Genomic DNA, 19,066 nt, shown 5'->3' with positions numbered 1-19,066 from the left:
ATGAAACGGGTTGTCATCACCGGCGCGGGCACGATCAACGCGTTGGGCCATTCGGTGCCCGACACGCTCGAGGCCATGCGCGAAGGTCGCTGCGGCATTTCCGAGCTTGAATTCCGCGATGTCGAACGGCTGGCCATCAAGATCGGCGGGCAAGTGCGCGGGTTCGAGGCCGAGGGCCGTTTCAACCGACAGCAGATGTCGCTGTACGATCGCTTTACCCAGTTCACCTTGACCGCCGCGAAGGAGGCGATCGATCAGGCGGGCCTCGCGTTTCATGGCGACTTGGCGGCGCGGTCGGGCGTGGTTCTGGGAACGGCCGGGGGCGGCGTCTCGACCTGGGATGACAACTATCGCTCGGTCTACGAGGACGGGAAGAACCGGGTGCATCCCTTCGTGGTGCCCAAGCTGATGAACAACGCGGCTGCAAGCCATGTGTCGATGGAACACAACCTGAAGGGCCCCAGCTTTACCGTTTCCACCGCCTGTGCGTCGTCGAACCACGCGATGGCGCTGGCCTTCCAGATGGTGCGCAGCGGGGCGGCGCCGGTGATGATTACCGGCGGCTCGGAATCCATGTTGTGTTTCGGCGGCGTCAAGGCCTGGGAAGGGCTGCGGGTGATGTCCAAAGACGCCTGCCGCCCGTTCAGCGCCAACCGCAACGGCATGGTGCAGGGCGAAGGGGCAGGCGTTTTCGTGTTCGAGGAATACGAACACGCCCGTGCCCGTGGCGCCGAAATCCTGTGCGAGGTCGCGGGTTTTGCGATGACATCGGATGCCTCGGACATCGTGATGCCCAGCAAGCAGGGCGCCGCGCGCGCCATGGCCGGGGCCTTGAAGGATGCCGGGCTGAACGCCAGCGATGTCGGTTACATCAACGCCCACGGCACCGGTACCGCCGCCAATGACAAGACCGAATGCGCCGCGGTGGCCGATGTGTTCGGCCCGCATGCCGACGAGTTGATGATCTCGTCGACCAAATCGATGCACGGACACCTGATCGGTGGCACCGGGGCGGTTGAACTTCTGGCCTGCATCATGGCGCTGCGCGATGGGATCATCGCGCCCACGATCGGCTATGAAGAGCCCGACCCGGAATGCGCCCTGGACGTGGTGCCGAACGAGGCGCGCGAGGCCAAGGTCGATGTCGTTCTGAGCAACGCCTTTGCCTTCGGCGGGCTGAACGCGGTGCTGGCCCTCAAACGGATATGAAAAAGCCGCCCCAAAGGCGGCTTTCCCAATCCAAGCGTGCCCGGATCAGTTCTGGTTGACCGGCAGGCCGTCGAAGGCCGAGGTGAAACCCGACAGCGACATGTCCATGTTGACGATCTGATCCGGCGCACGGGCCGGAACCAGCGACAGAACGGCCTTCGACCCGGCCTTCATCGCGTCGATGTCGCCTTGCGTCAGCCCCAGCTGCGCCACGCAGCCGACCGGAACGCAGTGGTGATAGTTGTACAGTTTGCGCGGCGCACCATCGACCGAAATCGCCAATTGCGCCTGCAGAAGGGTCTCCAGCGGCACGATGACATTTGCCCAGGCGACGGCGGCACCGCCTTCAGGCAGCTTGCCGATGGTGATCTCGGCGATCGGTTCGCCCTGAGGGCCGTTCAGGATCTGGACCATGGCGCAGGGGTCATTGCCGTCCTGCGCCTTGATGCAGGACACATCCCAGTCGCCGGATTTTTCCTTGATGTACTGCTCACCCACGCGCGGACCGGTTTCGCCCAGATCCAGGTCCGAGCCGGCGGGCGCCGGGGTTTCCGTCTCGCTCGATGCCTCCTGTGCCAGCGCCGAACCGGTCAGGGCGAAACCCGCCAACAGGGTGAGTGGAAGAAATTTCTTGATCATGTCTGCCTCATGGTGCTCAAACAGCGTTTGCCTTCGTCTAGCATCCGACACGGGCGCTGTCAGGCGGAAAACTCGTCCGGCGGCGCAGGCCAAACGGATTTCCGCCGATCGGTACAGGTATGGTCATCAACGGAAAAGGGAGCCGCTCGTCCGGCTCCCTTCGATCAATGTATCTCCCCGTCGGACTGGCCGACTTAGTTATGCGGGAACGTTACGAGAGGCAGCCGCAGCGGTCAACTGCTATTGTCAATTTTTAATGTGGGATCAGACGGAAAACCCCGCCGGACACAAAAAGGGCTGTGCCCGAAGGCACAGCCAGTCGACAGGGAGGAAGTTTGCATCCCATCCGGGATGACAAATCAACTATGGCAGTCAAAGGTTAAGTTTGTATGGTGGCCTCAGATCGGTAGGTTGCAGGGATTTGGAAACGTATGACGGACGAAATTTTCATCGGCGGCGGAGGCAAGGACTATGCGCAGCCGCAAGGCCTACGCCTGAAAAACGCCAACCGGCACGGCTTGATCGCGGGTGCGACGGGGACGGGCAAGACCGTGACCCTTCAGATCCTGGCGGAAGGTTTTTCCACGGCCGGGGTGCCGGTGTTCCTGTCAGACGTCAAGGGCGACCTGTCCGGTCTGGCCAAGGCTGGCAGCCCCGATCACAAGCTGCATCGGGCCTTCATGGATCGCGCGGCGCGGATCGGGTTTTCTGACTATGCCTATGACCGCTGTCCGGTGACGTTCTGGGACCTGTTCGGCGAACAGGGCCACCCGGTGCGCACCACCGTTTCCGAGATGGGACCGCTTCTGCTGTCGCGCCTGATGGAACTGAGCGAGGCGCAGGAGGGCATCCTGAACATCGCCTTCCGCGTCGCCGACGAAGAGGGGATGCCCCTGCTTGACCTGAAAGACCTGCAGGCGCTGCTTGTCTGGATCGGGGAAAGCCGCGCGCAGCTGTCTCTGCGGTACGGCAACGTGTCGACCGCCTCGATCGGCGCCATCCAACGCCGGTTGCTGGTGCTCGAGAACCAGGGCGGCACGAACCTGTTCGGTGAACCCGCGCTGGAGCTGGCCGATCTGATGCGGACCGATGCGACCGGGCAGGGCATGGTCAACATCCTGGCCTCGGACAAGCTGATGGGGTGGCCCCGCCTGTATGCGACCTTTCTGCTGTGGCTGCTGAGCGAACTGTTCGAGGAACTGCCCGAGGTCGGCGACCCCGAGAAACCCAAGCTGGTCTTCTTCTTCGACGAGGCGCATCTGTTGTTCGACGACGCGCCCAAGGTGCTGATCGACAAGGTCGAGCAGGTCGCGCGCCTGATCCGGTCCAAAGGGGTGGGGGTGTATTTCATCACCCAGAACCCTGCCGACATCCCCGAGGACATTCTGGGTCAGCTGGGCAACCGGGTTCAGCACGCGCTGCGCGCCTTCACCGCGCGCGATCGCAAGAACCTGCGGCTGGCCGCGGAAACCTATCGCGAGAACCCCGAGTTCGATACCGAAACCGCGATCCGCGAGGTGGGGGTCGGCGAAGCACTGACCTCGATGCTCGAGAAAAAAGGCGTGCCCGGCATGGTGCAGCGCACCCTGATCCGCCCGCCCAGCTCGCAGCTGGGGCCGATCACCCCGGCCGAGCGTCAGGCGATCATGGCCGGCTCGCCCATGGCCGGAAAATACGACAGGGTGCTGGATCGCAAATCAGCGTTCGAAATGCTGAAAGCGCGCGCCGCCCAGGCCGCCCAGGAGGCCGAGGCCGCCGAAGACGAAGAAGAGTTGGAACGCCAGAGCCCGGCCGAACGCGAATATGCCTCGGCCCGGCGATACAGCGGCAGCCGCGTCGGGCGGTCGTCCGCGCGGAGGGTTCGAAAACAGGACAGTTTCGCCAGCGCCCTGGGCGAGGCGGTCATCAAAGAGCTGAAGGGAACCACAGGCCGCCGCATCGTGCGCGGCATTCTGGGCGGCCTGTTCCGAAACCGCTGAATGCAGCCGTTGGGTCAGCGCCCCAGGCGGCGCTGGCCTTCCTGCTGGCAATAGGCATCCGCTTCGGGGACGGACATCTTGGTTGCCGGGAAGTCGATCGCACGATCCCAGTCAACCCGATCCTGCCGGTACAGTTGACAGGTCACGACGCCCTTGGGTGTCTGGACCTTGACGGGCGTGGTCTCGAGGTCGCGGGGCGACGGAATACATCCGGCCAGAACGGCCAGTCCGGCCAGCAACACGGTTGATTTGACGGTCGTCGAAGTCATGGTGTTCCAATGCTCTTGAAGTCTGGGTTGGTATCCGCTGGTGGTGCGGGCGACGGCTGAAAAGTTCGGACGCGCCTGATTTTCCTATTCATTTTAAAGACCGGAATCAACTAGCCGCGCCAGGAGGCCGGCGCGGCTTGTGTGATTTGGTGGCGCTGGCGCCTATTTCTCGGGGATCAGGCCCCTTGGGCTGAATCTGAGAACGATCAGAAGGATCAGGCCCATCGTGAACAGGCGCATATGAGCGGCGCTTTCCACAAGATGCGTCTTGAGCGCGCTGCCGTCCGGCATGCCGGCGGTGATCAGATCCATCAACCACAAACCGATCGGTTCGACCTGCACCCACAGGAACCAGATCAGAAACGCCCCCAGGACCGAGCCGAAATTGTTGCCCGACCCACCGACGATGACCATGACCCAAACGAGGAACGTGAACCGCAGCGGCTGATAGGCGCTGGGGGTCAACTGCCCGTCCAGCGTGGTCATCATTGCTCCGGCAATGCCGCAGATGGCCGAGCCCAGCACGAAGATCTGCAGATGGCGGCGCGTAACGTCCTTGCCCATGGCCTCGGCCGCGACCTCGTTGTCGCGGATGGCCCGCATCATGCGGCCCCAGGGGCTCTTGAGCGCCATCTGCGCCATCCAAAGCAGGACCAGCAGCACGACGAGGAACAGGAAGGCATAGCCGGTCTTGACCCACAGCGTCGATGCGGTGACCGGGTCCAGACCAAGGCTTGCGGCGCGCTCGACGAAAGACGGATCGCTTTGCAGGTCGATCTCATAGCCCACGAACGGGGTGGGGCGCGGGATGCCGTAGACGTTCTTGACGCCGCGCGCCAGCCAGTCCTCGTTCTTCATGATGGCGATGATGATTTCGGCGATGCCCAGCGTGGCAATGGCCAGGTAATCCGAACGCAGCCCAAGGGCCGTCTTGCCGATCAGCCATGCGGCTCCGGCGGCCAGAAGGCCACCGGCGGGCCAGGCCAGAAGCACCGGCAGGTTCAGGCCGCCGATATTGCCGGCCACTGCGGGGTCGATGGCCTCGACGGCTGCGACGCTGGGGTCGAACACGGCGCGGTACACAAAGAACCCGACCACGAGGATCGCGATGATCGCCAGCGTCTGGGTGCGCCCCTTGGGCAGTTTCCTGGCCGCCATGACCGCCGCAACCACGGTGGCCGCACCCAACAGAAGCGCAAGCAAGATCCCGTACCCGCCGGCGGTCCAGGCTCCGGGCGTCGGCGGGGTCGAGACCAGCACCACCGCCAGCCCGCCCAAAGCGACAAAACCCATGACGCCGACGTTGAACAGACCGGCAAAGCCCCATTGCAGGTTCACTCCGATCGCCATGATCGCAGAAATCAAGCCCATGTTCACGATCAGGATCGCCGTATTCCAGCTTTGCATGAAGCCGGTCAGCAGGATCAGCCCGCCGACCAGTGCAAACAGCAGGGTGTTCTTGACCGTTTCGCTCATACCGCTTTCCCCTTGAACAGGCCCGTGGGCTTGAACAGCAGCACGATCAGCAGAATGACGAAGCTGACCGCGAATTTGTAATCAGTTGACAACAGCTGCACCAGACCCGACGGCTCGAGGCTGTCCGGCAGCAAGTAGACCAGCACCTTTTTCCAGGCATAGGTGATGGTCACTTCGGAAAAGGCGATGATGAAGCCGCCGGCGATGGCGCCGATCGGGTTGCCCAGTCCGCCGACGATGGCCGAGGCGAAGATCGGCAGCAGCAGTTGGAAGTAGACGAACGGCTTGAAGCTTTTGTCCAGCCCGTACAGTACGCCCGCCGTGGTGGCCAGCGCGGCGACGATGATCCAGGTGATCATCACCACGCGTTCGGGATTGATGCCGGACAGCAGTGCCAGATCCTCGTTGTCGGAATAGGCGCGCATCGACTTGCCCGTACGGGTCTTGTTCAGGAACCAGAACAGCAGCGCCACGGCGACGACGGCCACGATTACGGTGATGCCTTGCGAGGTCTTGATCGCCAGACCTTCGCGCAATCCGGTCAAAGCCTTGAAATCCCGCGCGGAAATCAGGAACCGCGCGCCATCGGAAAACCGCTGGTCATCAGGGCCGATGATGAAGCGCACCAAGCCGTTCAGGATGAACATGACGCCCATGGAGACGATCACCAGGATGACGGGCTTGGCCTTCTGGTCACGATAGAAGCGATAGACCAGCCTGTCGGTGATCAGCACAAGGGCGATGCAGCCCAGAATGGCAAAGGGCAGGGCCAGCAGCGCGGTGGGCAATGGCCCGAACGTGACCCCGGCGGCCTGGAAACCCCAGGTGACCAGCACGGCGATCATGGCGCCAAAGGCCATCGTGTCGCCATGGGCAAAGTTGGAAAACCGCAGGATGCCGTAGATCAGGGTGACCCCCAGCGCCCCAAGGGCCAGCTGGCTGCCATAGGCAACCGCGGGCACGATCACAAAGTTCGCAAGCGCCACAAGCGCGTTCAGTAGATCCATTGTATTTTCTCACTGTCCGGGTGCGGCTTTATGGCATGACGGCGGCACGAGACTCAACAATTTGGAACATGATTTTTGCGGCTTTGCGCATGTTTTTATGCGGTTTGCCAGAGTTCCGACATTCGTGCCGCGGCGCCGGGGATTTCCCGCAAGAAAAAGACCGCGCCGAAGGGGGGCGGCGCGGTCTCTCTGCCTGCTGAGGGGGTGCTCAGGCGGCGGCTTCCGTGCATTTCCCGCGGTCGTTTTGAAGGACCGGGCGACGAATGGACAGGTTGTAGGACAGATCCGGGCTTTTGACGAAGAACGTCATGACATGCTGTTCGGTCGCCAGGATGAAGGTCAGGTTGTTCAACCCTGGGAACACCTGGGCATCCCCGGTCGTGTCACCGAATTTGACCGATCCCTTTTGCCCGTCTTCAAGCCGTGTCAGCCGGTATTCGGTTCCATCAATGTCCGAGATGCACACGAATTCGCGTTGCTGCGCGACAGCGCCGGTTGCCAGTTGCGCGGTCAAGGCCGCGATCATCCATTTTTTCATTTTTGACTTCCAATTCCTGTGCCCCAGCAGGGGCGCTTTTCGAAGGGGGGTGGAGTGGTTCGGTCGCAGCGATATTTTCGAAGTTTGACCGGATTACAGCAGCAGATTGGCATTCCGCTATTTTCTCCGCTCTTTTTTTCACGACGGGTCGCGGGAAAATTATTGATGTTTTCCAGTTGTCTAATTCGGCCCGGTTTGTCGTGTGGTTTTGTTGGGAACATCGGCTGCCATGTTCTGGCCTTCATTTCTTCGCAATGCGATCAAGCAAAAAGACCAGCCGAGAATCCCGACTGGCCCCATGGAAAAACCGGCTTTTCGAATGCGTCGATCAGCCACCCAAAAACGACTTGCGCACCTCGGGGTCGGCCAGCAGTTCCTTGCCGGTTCCGGTGTAGGCGTTGCGCCCCTGGACCAGCACATAGCCCTTGTCGGCAATCTCGAGCGCCTGGCGGGCGTTCTGTTCCACCATCAGAATCGGCAGACCGGTGCGCGACACTTCGATGATGCGGTCGAACAGCTCGTCCATTACGATCGGCGAGACACCCGCGGTGGGTTCGTCCAGCATCAGCACCTTGGGCTTGGTCATCAGCGCCCGGCCCACGGCCACCTGTTGCCGCTGACCACCCGACAGTTCACCGGCGGGCTGGTGGCGCTTGTCCCGCAGGATCGGGAACAGCTCGAACACCTGCTCCATCGTGTCCGAGAAATCGTCGGTGCGGATGAAGGCCCCCATTTCCAGGTTTTCCTGAACCGTCATCGAGGTGAAGATGTTCGAGGTCTGCGGCACGAAGCCCATGCCCTTGACCACCCGGTCCTGCGGGCTGAGGTTGGTGATGTCCTCGCCATCCAGCCGCACCGAGCCCGAGCGCACATCCAGCATCCCGAACACCGCCTTCATGGCGGTGGATTTGCCGGCGCCGTTGGGGCCGACGATCACGGCGATTTCGCCCTTGTCCACCGAGATGGTGCAATCGTGCAGGATGTCGGGGCCCTTGCCATAGCCGCCGGTCATGCTGTCGCCGATCAGGAAGGGGCCGCCGCCCACATATTCGGTCTTGCCGCTGACACGGTGCGCCGGGGTCATGGTGCCCATGCCGCGGGTATTGGTGATCGAGGCGTCCTTGTTGCCCTTGTCGTCCTGGTAGGGGTTGTCGCTCATGCCCCGGCCTCCAGCTTGTCCTTGTTCTTCAGGCCGGTGCCCAGATAGGCCTCGATGACGTGCTCGTTGGCCTTGATCTCGTCCAGCGTACCCTGCGCCAGAACCTTGCCCTCGGCCATGCAGATCACCGGATCGCAGATCTTGCCGATGAAATCCATGTCATGCTCGATCACCACGAAGGTATAGCCGCGCTCTTTGTTCAGGCGCAGGATCGTGTCGGCGATGGTCATCAGCAGGGTGCGGTTCACGCCGGCGCCGACCTCGTCCAGGAACACGATCTTGGCGTCCACCATCATCGTGCGGCCCAGTTCCAGCAGCTTTTTCTGGCCGCCCGAGACCTGACCCGCCTTGTGATCGGCCAGATGTTCGATGGTCAGGAACTCCAGCACCTCGTCCGCCTTGGCACGCAGGGCGCGCTCCTCGTCGGCGATCCGCTTGCGGCCGAACCAGGTGTTCCACAGCGATTCCCCCGACTGGTTGCCCGGCACCATCATCAGGTTCTCCCGGCAGGTCATCGACGAGAATTCGTGCGCGATCTGGAAGGTGCGCAGCAGGCCCTTGTGGAACAGCTCGTGCGGGGGCAGGCCGGTGATGTCCTCGCCATCCATCCAGACCTTGCCGCTGGTCGGTGGCAAAACACCCGCGATCACGTTGAAAAGAGTGGTTTTTCCAGCCCCGTTCGGGCCGATCAGGCCGGTAATCGAGCCTTTTTCGATTTCCAGCGACGCCCCGTCCACCGCATGGAAACCGCCGAAATGCTTGTGCACGTCCTCGACGACGATCATGTGTTCCCCTGTCCGCGGCATACGCGGCTCTTCCTGTTGCCCCATTCCCGAAAGGGTGGCGCCTTTTGTCATTGAAACAGCCCGGACACAAGGCCCGGGCTGTCTGCTCTCAAGTGGTCGTCCGACCGATCAACGGAACTTGACGGTCACGTTCTTGCCGTCCTGAACCTCGATCTCGCGGTACGAGCCGGCGCTTTCACCCGGTCCGATCAGCTCGACGCCCGAGGCGCCGACATAGTCGATGTCCTGACCGGCGGCCAACAGTTCCAGACCCTTGGCCAGTTCACCCGGATAGATCTTCTCGCCGGGGGCGTTGGCGACCTCCATCACCTTGCCGGCATAGTCGGCCGGATTGGTCGAGCCCGCGGCCTGCATTGCCAGCATGAACAGCGCGGCGGCGTCATAGCTTTCGGGCGAGTAGGGCGACGAGCCGTCGAAACCGGCGGCTTCGGCCATGGCGAAATACTTCTCGGCGCCTTCACCGCCCGAACCGGCGATCTGACCGAACGAGCCGTTCAGGTCGGGGCCGACATTGGCGGGCAGCGAGTCACCGATCATGCCGCCAGGCAGGCCGAACGTGTCGAACGCGCCGCTGTCCAGCGCCGACTGGATGATGCCCAGACCACCCTGGTCGAGATACCCGGCAACCACCAGGATGTCGCCACCGGCCGACGCCAGCGCGCCCACTTCGGCCGAGTAGTCGGCCTTGCCGTCTTCATGCGCGGCGACGATGGTCACTTCACCACCCACCGCCTCGAACGACGACTGGATCGCGTCGGCCAGACCTTTGCCGTAGTCGTTGTTGGTATAGGTCAGGGCGATCGAGTTGATGCCGCGATCCTTCAGGATGTCGGCCATCACCTGACCTTCGCGCGCATCCGACGGGGCGGTGCGGAAGAACAGGCCGTTGTCCTCCATGGTCGACAGGCCCGGCGAGGTGGCCGAGGGCGAGATCATGACCATGCCGTTCGGAATGGCGACGTTCTGCAGAACGGCGCCGGTCACGCCCGAGCAGTCGCCGCCGATGATGCCGGCCACGCCATCCGCGATCAGGCGTTCACCGTTCGAGGTGGCCAGACCGTTGTCGATACAGCCGGTGTCGGCGCGCATCGGGGTGACGGTGGATCCATCCAGCAGCTTGCCGGACTCGGACACTTCGGCGATTGCCAGTTCGGCGCCCGCGCCCATGGCCGGGGCCAGCGATTCAATCGGCCCGGTGAAGCCCAGCAGAATGCCCAGCTTGACGTCTTCGGCCATTGCGGCACCGGCCAGCAATGCGGTTGCTGCAGTTGCAGTAAGCAGCTTTTTCATAAGGTTACTCCCTGTTTGGAACGATGTCGTTCTGGCCCGACCCTAGGCAAGCTGTCGGAAAAAGAAAAGTCCTAACGAAGATGTGCCTTTGGTGGCGTTAACACTATTTGATTTGATGGGCTTGGTTCGGGCCATCGCCCGACAAGGCAGCTTATGAGGCATCATCATGACCCGGATTTTCGCGATTCTCTGGCTGATGGCATCGGCTGTGGCTGGGGCGGCGGACGGCTTGCGGACATCGCTCGGCCCGGTATCCGTGACCCGGATGCTGGGCGGGCTGGACACGCCGTGGGCCATCGGGCTGCTGCCCGACGGCAGCTTTCTGGTGACGGAGCGCGACGGCGACATGCTGCTGGCCCGCGAGGGTCGGGCCCGGCGCGTGCGGGGTGTGCCGAAGATCGCCGCGCAGGGGCAGGCCGGGTTGCTGGACGTGACCGTGGCCCGCGACTTCCCGACCAGCCGCGAGATCTTTCTGACCTTTTCCAAACCTCAGCCCGGCGGCGCCGGGACCGCGCTTGCCGTGGCCCGCCTGTCCGATGACGGCCGCCGTCTGACCAACCTGCGCGTGATCTTCGAGGCCATCCCCGGCGGCTCGGGCGGGCGTCATTTCGGATCGCGCGTGGTCGAGGCGCCAGACGGCACCCTGTTCGTCACGCTGGGCGACCGCGGAGACCGGCCCAGCGCCCAGGATCTGGCGACCCACATGGGGACCGTCGTCCGCGTCAATCGGGATGGCTCGATCCCGGCTGACAACCCCTTTGTCGGGCAGGCCGGTGTACGCCCCGAGATCTGGTCGTATGGCCATCGCAACCCGCAAGGCGCTGATATTGATACACGCGGCCGCTTGTGGGTTTCCGAACATGGCGCCAAGGGCGGCGACGAGGTGAACCTTGTCAAGCCCGGCGCCAATTTCGGCTGGCCGGTGATTTCCTACGGCACGCATTATTCAGGGGAAAAATCGGTGAGGGAACAAGCAGACCCGGCATGGAACAGCCGCGCCTGTACTGGGATCCGTCGATCGCACCGTCGGGCTTGATGGTCTATTCGGGCAGGATGTTTCCTGAATGGAGGGGCGACATTTTCGTAGGTTCGCTGAAATTCGACTATATCGCGCGGCTGTCCGGAAACCCGTTGCGCGAGGTCGAGCAGATCAAAGGCCCCGAGATCGAACGGGTCCGCGACATCGTGCAGGCCCCGGATGGCGCGATCTGGTTCATCTCGGTCGGGCAGGGCGCGGTTTACAGGATCGCCAGATCCTCCTAGGGGTGTCGCGATACACTTCAAAGAGGATTGATATGTTCCGCTTTCTCGCAGCCGTTGTCCTTTGCCTGTCATCCCTTCCTGCCGCGGCCGACGAGGTCTTTTCGACCTATGCCGATTATGAAGCCTTCGTCGACACCAAGATGAAGAACCGCGAGTTTTCGAACGTCATCAGCCGGTTGGGCGGCGCCGACGAATACACGCCGCAGCAGATGCAAGTCCTGCAAGGGCAGCTGCGTGACCGTGTTCCGTACTACCTGACCAATGCCGACGTGGCCAAACGGGTCGAGCTTGAGAACGGGTTCGCGCAGGAAATGCGGATCTACTGGAACGACAAGAACAGCTATCTCTACTATTATGCCCTTCTGCACCAACGCGACGACGGCGTGATGGTTCTGCAGTTCAGCATCAACACCCGCGCCGAGCCCATTCTGGCGAAGTTCTAGGCGTCAGACCGACAGCCGTCCGCTCTGCGTTCCACGCTCGCGATAGGGCGTGGTGTTGTAATGCGCGCGGTAGCATTTCGAGAAATGGCTGGGGCTGGCAAAACCGCAGGCCAAGGCCACGTTGATCACGCTCATGTCGGTCTGCATCAGCAGGTTGCGCGCCTTGTGCAGGCGCAGTTCCATGTAATAGCGCTTGGGCGAACGGCTCAGGTACCGCCGGAACAGCCGCTCGAGTTGGCGGGTGGACATGCCGACCTCCTTGGCCAGGATCGAGGGCGAGATCGGCTCCTCGATGTTTTTTTCCATCATCAGGATGACCTGGCTCAGCTTGGGGTGGCGTACGCCGATCCGTGTGGGCGTCGACAGGCGCTGGGTGTCCTGATCGGTGCGGATCGAGGAATAGATCATCTGGTCGGCCACCGCATTGGCCAGTTCCTCACCGTAATCATCGGCGATCAGCTTCAGCATCAAATCGATCGACGAGGTGCCGCCCGCCGTCGTCATCCGGTTGCCGTCGATCAGAAACACCGATTTGGTCAGTTCGACCTCGTCGAATTCCTCGGCGAAACTGTCGGCGTTTTCCCAGTGGATCGTGGCGCGTTTGCCATCCAGCAGACCGGCCTTGGCCAGGGTATAGGCAGCGGTGCACAGCCCGCCGATCCGCAATCCCTTGCGGGCCTCGCGGCGCAGCCAGTTCAACACTTTCTTGGTCGTGGCGGCCTGCACATCGACCCCGCCGCAGACGATGATCACGTCATCGCGCTGCAACTCGCCCAGATCGCGATCCAGTTGAAAGGTGGTTCCGGCCGAGCATTGCACAGTCTCGCCGCCTTCGCCAGCCAGGGTCCAGGCATAGATCTGTCGGTCCGCCATCCGGTTCGCGATACGCAGACTGTCGAGCGCCGAGGCGAACGACAGCAAGGAAAACTTGTCCAGCAGAACAAAAACGAAGTTGCGCGGCTTAACCGCATCCTTGTCCACGGTGACAACTTGGCGTTGCTCTTGCATGGCGAACTGTCCTTGATTCGGCGGGCCGAGGCGCAGGGCCTGCGGCGAACTTGACCGCCACCATGCTCAAAGCTTGTTTCCGACGTCAAGAGGCGCAAATCGGTTATGGTCTCTGGCCCGTGGATTTTGTATAGAGACCACCTGAAATACATCAGCGGAGATCAAAGCTATGACCGAGTGGCAAAAATCGAACTGGCGCACCAAGCCGCGGGTTCAGATGCCAGACTATACCGACAAGGCCGCCTTGGCCAAGGTCGAGGCCAAGCTTTCGCAGTATCCCCCGCTGGTCTTTGCAGGCGAGGCGCGGCGCCTCAAGCAACATCTGGGTGCCGCCGGTCGCGGCGAGGCCTTTTTGCTGCAGGGTGGGGATTGCGCCGAAAGCTTCGACCAGTTCAGCGCCGATGCGATCCGTGACACCTTCAAGGTGATGCTGCAGATGGCGATGGTGCTGACCTATGGCGCCAAGGTTCCGGTGATCAAGGTGGGTCGCATGGCCGGCCAGTTCGCCAAACCCCGCAGCGCCCCGACCGAGGTGATCGACGGCGTCGAGCTGCCCAGCTATCGTGGTGACATCATCAACGAGCTGGCCTTCACCCCCGAGGCGCGCGAACCCAAGCCCGAGAAGATGTTGCAGGCCTATACCCAGGCCGCGGCCACGCTGAACCTGCTGCGCGCGTTCTCGACCGGCGGCTTCGCCGACATGAGCCGCGTGCATTCCTGGACGCTGGGCTTCACCGACGAACAGGACGTGCAGAAATACTCCGAGATCGCCGACCGCATTCAGGACACGATCGACTTCATGGAGGCCGCCGGAATCACCGCCGACACCACCCATGAATTCTCGACCGTCGAGTTCTACACCAGCCACGAAGGGCTGTTGCTGGAATACGAAGAGGCGCTGACACGGCTGGATTCGACTTCGGGCAAGTGGCTGGCCGGCTCGGGCCACATGATCTGGATCGGCGACCGCACCCGCCAGCCCGACGGCGCGCATGTCGAATTCTGCCGCGGCGTGCTGAACCCGATCGGTCTGAAATGCGGCCCGACGACAACGGCTGAGGACCTCAAGGTTCTGATGTCCAAGCTGAACCCGGACAACGAGGAAGGCCGCCTGACCCTGATCGCGCGTTTCGGCGCGGGCAAGGCGGGCGAGCATCTGCCGCGTCTGATCAAGGCCGTCAAGGAAGAGGGCGCCAAGGTGACCTGGGTCTGCGACCCGATGCACGGCAACACGATCAAGTCGGCCACCGGCTACAAGACCCGGCCGTTCGAATCGGTCCTGCGCGAGGTGCGGGATTTCTTCGGCGTGCATCAGGCCGAGGGCACGATCCCCGGCGGCGTGCATTTCGAGATGACCGGCCTGGACGTGACCGAATGCACCGGCGGCGTCCGCGCCGTCAGCGAAGAGGACCTGTCGGACCGCTACCACACCGCCTGCGACCCGCGCCTGAACGCGTCGCAGTCGCTCGAGCTGGCCTTCCTTGTGGCCGAAGAGCTGACCAACCTGCGCCGCGAACGCAAGAAACGCGCGGCCAGCTGATCGCGGTTGTTCCGAAACGGGAGCGGCGGGCCGAGGCCCGCCGTTTTTCGTTCGATCGAACAGGGTTCAATCGTCTCGGGAATAGACCAGCTTCAGATGGCCAGATGGGCCCTTGAACTCGGCCTGATCCTCGGCAAACCCGGACTCGAGACGGGGGTGTTCGGCCTGCCGTTGAACCGCGACCAACGGCCGGACCTGGCTGGAGTCGATCGTAAAACGGCGGGGCGTCGTGCCGATCACGCCATCGCTGACCAGAACGCCAAGAATCCGGCTGACATCGCCCAGATCGCTGCGCAGAGGCAGCAGGATCATCCGCGCCTCGAGCCGGACCCGACCCAGCTTGCCCTTCGAAACCAGGGTGAACTCTCCGATCGCTGGCTCGGAGAAAACCTTCTCCAGTTCTTCGGTGATCCGGTCGCGCGACGAAGGATCGAAGAACGCGGTCAACGGCATGCCGCGTACTTCCATGCCGGCGATCTTGCTCAGATGGCTGCCGGCCAGCCGGAACCGGGCCAGACCGGGCGCGATGCGTTCCAGGATGAACGTGTATTCCAGAATGTTTTCCAGTCCGCGCGGATCGATCTGCGACCTCCGGGGAACCCCGTCGTCGCCCAGCAGCGCGGTCCAGTAAGATTCTGCCTGACGGATCGGCGACAGACTGCGCCCACTGTCAAAGCGGTCCATTGCGATGATCTTTCCAAGTTTCGGCCCGGAACCGTTCCCGAAGAAGGTTTTCATTTCATCACCTCGTGTCGAATGGCCGCCCTTTGGTCTGCTGCGGCGCTGCGGCCAACTGCAACCGACCTGTCCTTGTGACTGACAGATTGACACGGGTTTACATAAAATTGGAGCAAATCTTTAACGAATGGTTAACTTGCCCGGATGAAGTGCGCCATAAGCAAACTCTTGCCCTGACCGGCGCGATGGCATTAGGTGCAGCAGCGCAGGGCGACAGTCGGAAAGGGCAGGCATGATCAAATCCATGACGGGTTTTGCTTCGGGCAAGGGGGCCTGCGGGCCGCATGGCTGGAGTTGGGAACTGCGCAGCGTGAACGGCAAGGGGCTGGACATGCGGCTGCGGGTGCCCGAGTGGCTGACCGGGCTCGAAGCGGCGCTGCGGGCCGAGCTGTCGCGCATGATCGGCCGCGGCAACGTAACGCTGACCCTGCGGATCACGCGGCAGGAAACGGCCACCGACCTGAGCCTGAACGAACCGGCGATGCGTGCGGCGCTGTCCGCGGTTGCCCGGGCCGAGGAACTGGCGGCGCAACAGGGCGTTTCTCTGGCCCCTACGCGGGCGGGCGACCTGCTGGCGTTGAAAGGGATGCTGGAGACCGGCGCCGAAGACGACGACCCGGCGCCGCTGGTCGAGGCGCTGAAGGCCGCGTTCGGAAACCTGCTGGCGGATTTCATCGAGATGCGCAGGACCGAAGGCGAGGCCCTGGCTGCGGTTCTGGCCGACCATCTGGACCGGATCGAGGCGCTGACCGCGCAGGCCGTCGATCTGGCGCAGGCCCGCGCCGACGCGATGGCCGATGCGCTGCGTCAGAACCTGGCCCGGGTTCTGGACAACGCCCAGGGCGCCGACCCGGACCGCGTGGCCCAGGAACTGGCGCTGATCGCCGTGAAATCCGACATCACCGAAGAGCTCGACCGGCTGACCGCCCATGTCGCCGCGGCACGGGCGCTGCTGGCGCAGGACGGCCCGGTGGGCCGCAAGCTGGATTTTCTGGCGCAGGAGTTCAACCGCGAGGCCAACACTTTGTGCTCCAAATCGCAGAACGCCGAACTGACGGCGGTTGGCCTGGAGTTGAAGGCGGTGATATACCAGTTGCGCGAACAGGTACAAAACGTTGAATAGACAAGGACAATCACAGATGGCGGATCGCCGGGGCCTTCTCATCATTCTGTCATCGCCTTCGGGCGCGGGTAAATCGACGCTGGCCCATCGGCTGATGAACTGGGACCCCGGTCTTCAGTTCTCGGTTTCGGCGACGACGCGCAAGCCCCGCCCGGGCGAGGTTCACGGGAAGGATTACTGCTTTCTGTCCGAGGACGAGTTTCGCCAGCAGGTCGCCAGCGGACAGATGCTGGAACACGCGCATGTCTTCGGCAATTTCTACGGCTCGCCCGCCGGCCCGGTGCGCGACGCGATTCAAAGCGGCCGGGACGTGCTGTTCGACGTGGACTGGCAGGGCGAGGTGCAGATCCGCAACTCGGAACTGGGCAAGCACGCGCTGTCGATCTTCATCCTGCCGCCCTCGATCAAGGAACTGCGCCGCAGGTTGGAGACGCGCGGGCAGGACGCGCCCGAGGTGATCGCCAAGCGCATGATGAAAAGCTGGGACGAGATCAGCCACTGGGGCTATTACGACTATGTCCTGATCAACGACGATCTGGATGCGACCGAGGACAAGCTGAAAACCATCGTCAGCGCCGAGCGAATGCGGCGGATCCAGCAACCCAAACTGCAAGAGCATGTCCGCGCCCTGCAACAAGAATTTGAGAGCATGAAATGACGATCTATGCATTGGGCGATCACGCCCCGCAAATCCACGAGGACACCTGGGTTGCCCCCGATGCCAACCTGATCGGCAAGGTGGTGCTGGAACAGGGCGCCTCGGTCTGGTTTGGCTGCACGATCCGTGCCGATCACGAGGAAATCCGCGTGGGGCAGGGCAGCAACGTGCAGGAAAACTGCGTGATGCATATCGATGCCGGGTTCCCCCTGACCATCGGCAAGAATTGCACGATCGGCCACAAGGTCATGCTGCACGGCTGCACGATCGGCGACAACAGCCTGATCGGAATGGGGGCGATCGTACTGAATGGCGCCAGGATCGGGCGGAACTGCCTGATCGGGGCCGGCGCCCTGATCACCGAAGGCAAGGAAATCCCGGACAATTCGCTGGTCATGGGCGCGCCCGGCAAAGTGGTGCGCGAACTGGACGCGGCAGCCGCGCAGCAGATCACGCTCAGCGCGTTGCACTATCAGGACAACATGCGCAAATTCCGCGACGGCCTGAAACCCGTGCGTGTCGGGGACTAGACGCAAGGGGCCATTCATGTCCGACGCCAACCTTGCCGAATTCGTTTCGGCCGTGCCGATGCCAGCGCTTGTGATCGACCAGACCGAGCGGATCATCGCCGCGAACGCCGAGGCCAGAACCCTGTTGGGGCGCAATCTCGACAACCGGCATTTCGCCACGATCCTGCGCCAGCCGCCGGTCGTCGAAGCGATCGAAAAGAGCCTGCGCGCCAAGGGATCGGCCACCGCGCGGCACCTGGCCAATGACGGGGCGCAGGACACTACCTTTCAGGTCCACTGCCGTTACATTGATGGTGTCGGCGCTGTGTCGGCCGGTGCTGTTCTGGCCAGTTTCATGGACGTGACCCATCTGGAACAGGCGCGGCAGATGCGCCGGGATTTCGTGGCCAATGTCAGCCACGAGCTGCGCACGCCGCTGACGGCCCTGATGGGGTTCATCGAAACGCTGCGCGGCCCGGCCCGCGACGACCCTGCCGCGCGGGACAGGTTCCTGCAGATCATGGCCGACGAGGCCAGCCGCATGAACCGGCTGGTCGGGGACTTGCTGTCGTTGAACCGGGTCGAAAGCGAAGAGAGGGTGCGCCCGACGGAACGGCTGGACCTGACCGAAGTGCTGGAGTCCACCCTGGCCACTCTGCGCCCCCTGGCCGAGAGCGCGGACGTGACGCTGGCTCTGACGGCGCCCGAGGCGCCGGTGCACCTGCCCGGAGACGCCGACCAGTTGCGGCAGGTGTTCACGAATCTGGTCGAGAACGCGATCAAGTACGGCGGCAGCGGCGGCAGCGTCGAGCTGCGGGTTTCGGTAGCCGAGCGCGATCCGGCCGTCCGCGGCGCTGCGGTTCGGGTTCAGGTCATCGACAAGGGCCCGGGGATCGACCCGATACACCTGCCGCGCCTGACCGAGCGGTTCTATCGCGCCGACAGCCACCGGTCGCGGCAACTGGGCGGCACGGGCCTGGGCCTGGCCATCGTGAAACATATCGTCAACCGGCATCGGGGCCGGCTGCGGGTCGAGAGCGATCTGGGCAAGGGCGCGGTGTTTACGGTCATTCTGCCGCTGTGATCGTTCCGATCCGCGCACAAGCGGCAAAGCTTGACCTTTGACCGCCCGGCATGCGATGGCCCGGTTGCGGGGGGCGCCTTTTCGGCAATGCGCGTCTTTACCTGCAGCAACCGGACGAACTGGCGCGAGCGGAGCAGGAAGTGGGCGAAAAAACGATCAAGATCTCGGCACGGGACGTCAACGTCCACTATGGCGACACGCATTCCATCAAGGACGTGAACGTCGAAATCGGAGACAAGACGGTCACGGCCTTCATCGGGCCGTCGGGCTGCGGCAAGTCCACGTTCCTGCGCTGCCTGAACCGGATGAACGACACGATCGACATCTG

The 19,066-nt window shown here is 62.9% G+C and carries 19 protein-coding genes and 1 pseudogene; 10 read left to right on the top strand and 10 right to left on the bottom strand.

The window, feature by feature from the left end; all coding sequences use genetic code 11:
* Positions 1-1,209: a beta-ketoacyl-[acyl-carrier-protein] synthase family protein gene (locus tag F3H26_RS01730; protein ID WP_149774344.1), complete on the top strand. Its 1,209-nt coding sequence runs from the start codon at positions 1-3 to the stop codon at positions 1,207-1,209.
* A 45-nt stretch (positions 1,210-1,254) separates the two neighbouring features.
* Here the strand turns inward: F3H26_RS01730 and F3H26_RS01725 are convergent, their stop codons facing one another.
* Positions 1,255-1,848, bottom strand: a complete 594-nt coding sequence (locus F3H26_RS01725; protein ID WP_149774343.1) for an invasion associated locus B family protein — start codon at positions 1,846-1,848, stop codon at positions 1,255-1,257.
* A gap of 431 nt (positions 1,849-2,279) precedes the next feature.
* Here F3H26_RS01725 and F3H26_RS01720 point away from each other — a divergent pair, with 431 nt between their 5' ends.
* Entirely contained in the window at positions 2,280-3,827 is a 1,548-nt protein-coding gene (locus tag F3H26_RS01720) for a helicase HerA-like domain-containing protein (RefSeq protein ID WP_149774342.1), read from the top strand.
* A gap of 14 nt (positions 3,828-3,841) precedes the next feature.
* Here F3H26_RS01720 and F3H26_RS01715 read toward each other — a convergent pair whose 3' ends face one another.
* From F3H26_RS01715 to F3H26_RS01685, 7 genes are all read right to left on the bottom strand, one after another.
* Positions 3,842-4,096: a hypothetical protein gene (locus F3H26_RS01715; protein ID WP_149774341.1), complete on the bottom strand. Its 255-nt coding sequence runs from the start codon at positions 4,094-4,096 to the stop codon at positions 3,842-3,844.
* Positions 4,097-4,258: 162 nt separating this feature from the next.
* Entirely contained in the window at positions 4,259-5,572 is a 1,314-nt protein-coding gene (locus F3H26_RS01710) for a branched-chain amino acid ABC transporter permease (RefSeq protein WP_149774340.1), read from the bottom strand.
* Positions 5,569-6,579, bottom strand: a complete 1,011-nt coding sequence (locus F3H26_RS01705) for a branched-chain amino acid ABC transporter permease (RefSeq protein ID WP_149774339.1) — start codon at positions 6,577-6,579, stop codon at positions 5,569-5,571. Before F3H26_RS01705 ends, F3H26_RS01710 begins: the two co-directional genes overlap by 4 nt.
* A gap of 208 nt (positions 6,580-6,787) precedes the next feature.
* A complete protein-coding gene (locus F3H26_RS01700) occupies positions 6,788-7,117 on the bottom strand; it encodes a hypothetical protein (RefSeq protein ID WP_149774338.1) in 330 nt (109 codons plus the stop codon).
* A 328-nt stretch (positions 7,118-7,445) separates the two neighbouring features.
* Positions 7,446-8,276 carry an ABC transporter ATP-binding protein gene (locus F3H26_RS01695; protein WP_149774337.1) on the bottom strand — a complete coding sequence of 277 codons (831 nt, stop codon included), beginning with the start codon at positions 8,274-8,276 and terminating at the stop codon, positions 7,446-7,448.
* Positions 8,273-9,061 carry an ABC transporter ATP-binding protein gene (locus F3H26_RS01690; protein ID WP_005983120.1) on the bottom strand — a complete coding sequence of 263 codons (789 nt, stop codon included), beginning with the start codon at positions 9,059-9,061 and terminating at the stop codon, positions 8,273-8,275. The genes F3H26_RS01695 and F3H26_RS01690 overlap by 4 nt, the downstream gene beginning before the upstream one ends.
* Before the next feature lie 129 nt (positions 9,062-9,190).
* Positions 9,191-10,372 (bottom strand): ABC transporter substrate-binding protein, encoded by a 1,182-nt coding sequence (locus F3H26_RS01685; protein ID WP_149774336.1) that lies wholly within the window; start codon positions 10,370-10,372, stop codon positions 9,191-9,193.
* A 166-nt stretch (positions 10,373-10,538) separates the two neighbouring features.
* Here F3H26_RS01685 and F3H26_RS01680 point away from each other — a divergent pair.
* Positions 10,539-11,635: pseudogene (locus F3H26_RS01680) on the top strand (PQQ-dependent sugar dehydrogenase).
* Between the two features lie 32 nt (positions 11,636-11,667).
* Entirely contained in the window at positions 11,668-12,078 is a 411-nt protein-coding gene (locus F3H26_RS01675; RefSeq protein WP_149774335.1) for a hypothetical protein, read from the top strand.
* Positions 12,079-12,081: 3 nt separating this feature from the next.
* Here the strand turns inward: F3H26_RS01675 and F3H26_RS01670 are convergent, their stop codons facing one another.
* A complete protein-coding gene (locus F3H26_RS01670) occupies positions 12,082-13,086 on the bottom strand; it encodes a GlxA family transcriptional regulator (protein WP_149774334.1) in 1,005 nt (334 codons plus the stop codon).
* Between the two features lie 169 nt (positions 13,087-13,255).
* Here F3H26_RS01670 and F3H26_RS01665 point away from each other — a divergent pair, with 169 nt between their 5' ends.
* The gene (locus tag F3H26_RS01665) at positions 13,256-14,626 is read left to right on the top strand and encodes a class II 3-deoxy-7-phosphoheptulonate synthase (RefSeq protein WP_149774333.1); all 1,371 of its coding nucleotides are present in this window, start codon (positions 13,256-13,258) and stop codon (positions 14,624-14,626) included.
* Positions 14,627-14,692: 66 nt separating this feature from the next.
* Here the strand turns inward: F3H26_RS01665 and F3H26_RS01660 are convergent, their stop codons facing one another.
* The gene (locus tag F3H26_RS01660; RefSeq protein ID WP_223162405.1) at positions 14,693-15,310 is read right to left on the bottom strand and encodes a PAS domain-containing protein; all 618 of its coding nucleotides are present in this window, start codon (positions 15,308-15,310) and stop codon (positions 14,693-14,695) included.
* Positions 15,311-15,596: 286 nt separating this feature from the next.
* Between F3H26_RS01660 and F3H26_RS01655 the strand changes: the two genes are divergently transcribed.
* From F3H26_RS01655 to F3H26_RS01635, 5 genes are all read left to right on the top strand, one after another.
* Positions 15,597-16,487, top strand: coding sequence for a YicC/YloC family endoribonuclease (locus tag F3H26_RS01655; RefSeq protein WP_149774331.1), 891 nt, complete (start codon positions 15,597-15,599; stop codon positions 16,485-16,487).
* A gap of 16 nt (positions 16,488-16,503) precedes the next feature.
* A complete protein-coding gene (gmk, locus tag F3H26_RS01650) occupies positions 16,504-17,145 on the top strand; it encodes a guanylate kinase (protein WP_149774330.1) in 642 nt (213 codons plus the stop codon).
* Positions 17,142-17,675: a gamma carbonic anhydrase family protein gene (locus F3H26_RS01645; protein WP_149774329.1), complete on the top strand. Its 534-nt coding sequence runs from the start codon at positions 17,142-17,144 to the stop codon at positions 17,673-17,675. Before gmk ends, F3H26_RS01645 begins: the two co-directional genes overlap by 4 nt.
* Positions 17,676-17,691: 16 nt before the next feature.
* Positions 17,692-18,738: a sensor histidine kinase gene (locus F3H26_RS01640; protein WP_149774328.1), complete on the top strand. Its 1,047-nt coding sequence runs from the start codon at positions 17,692-17,694 to the stop codon at positions 18,736-18,738.
* A 140-nt stretch (positions 18,739-18,878) separates the two neighbouring features.
* The coding region (locus F3H26_RS01635; protein WP_223162404.1) for an ATP-binding cassette domain-containing protein at positions 18,879-19,066 on the top strand (188 nt) is incomplete at its 3' end.

It is taken from the genome of Ruegeria intermedia, from assembly GCF_900129345.1.
Classification (GTDB): domain Bacteria; phylum Pseudomonadota; class Alphaproteobacteria; order Rhodobacterales; family Rhodobacteraceae; genus Ruegeria; species Ruegeria intermedia.
The sequence above is the reverse complement of the archived record's forward strand: the minus strand, read 5'-3'. Positions and strand labels throughout refer to the sequence as shown.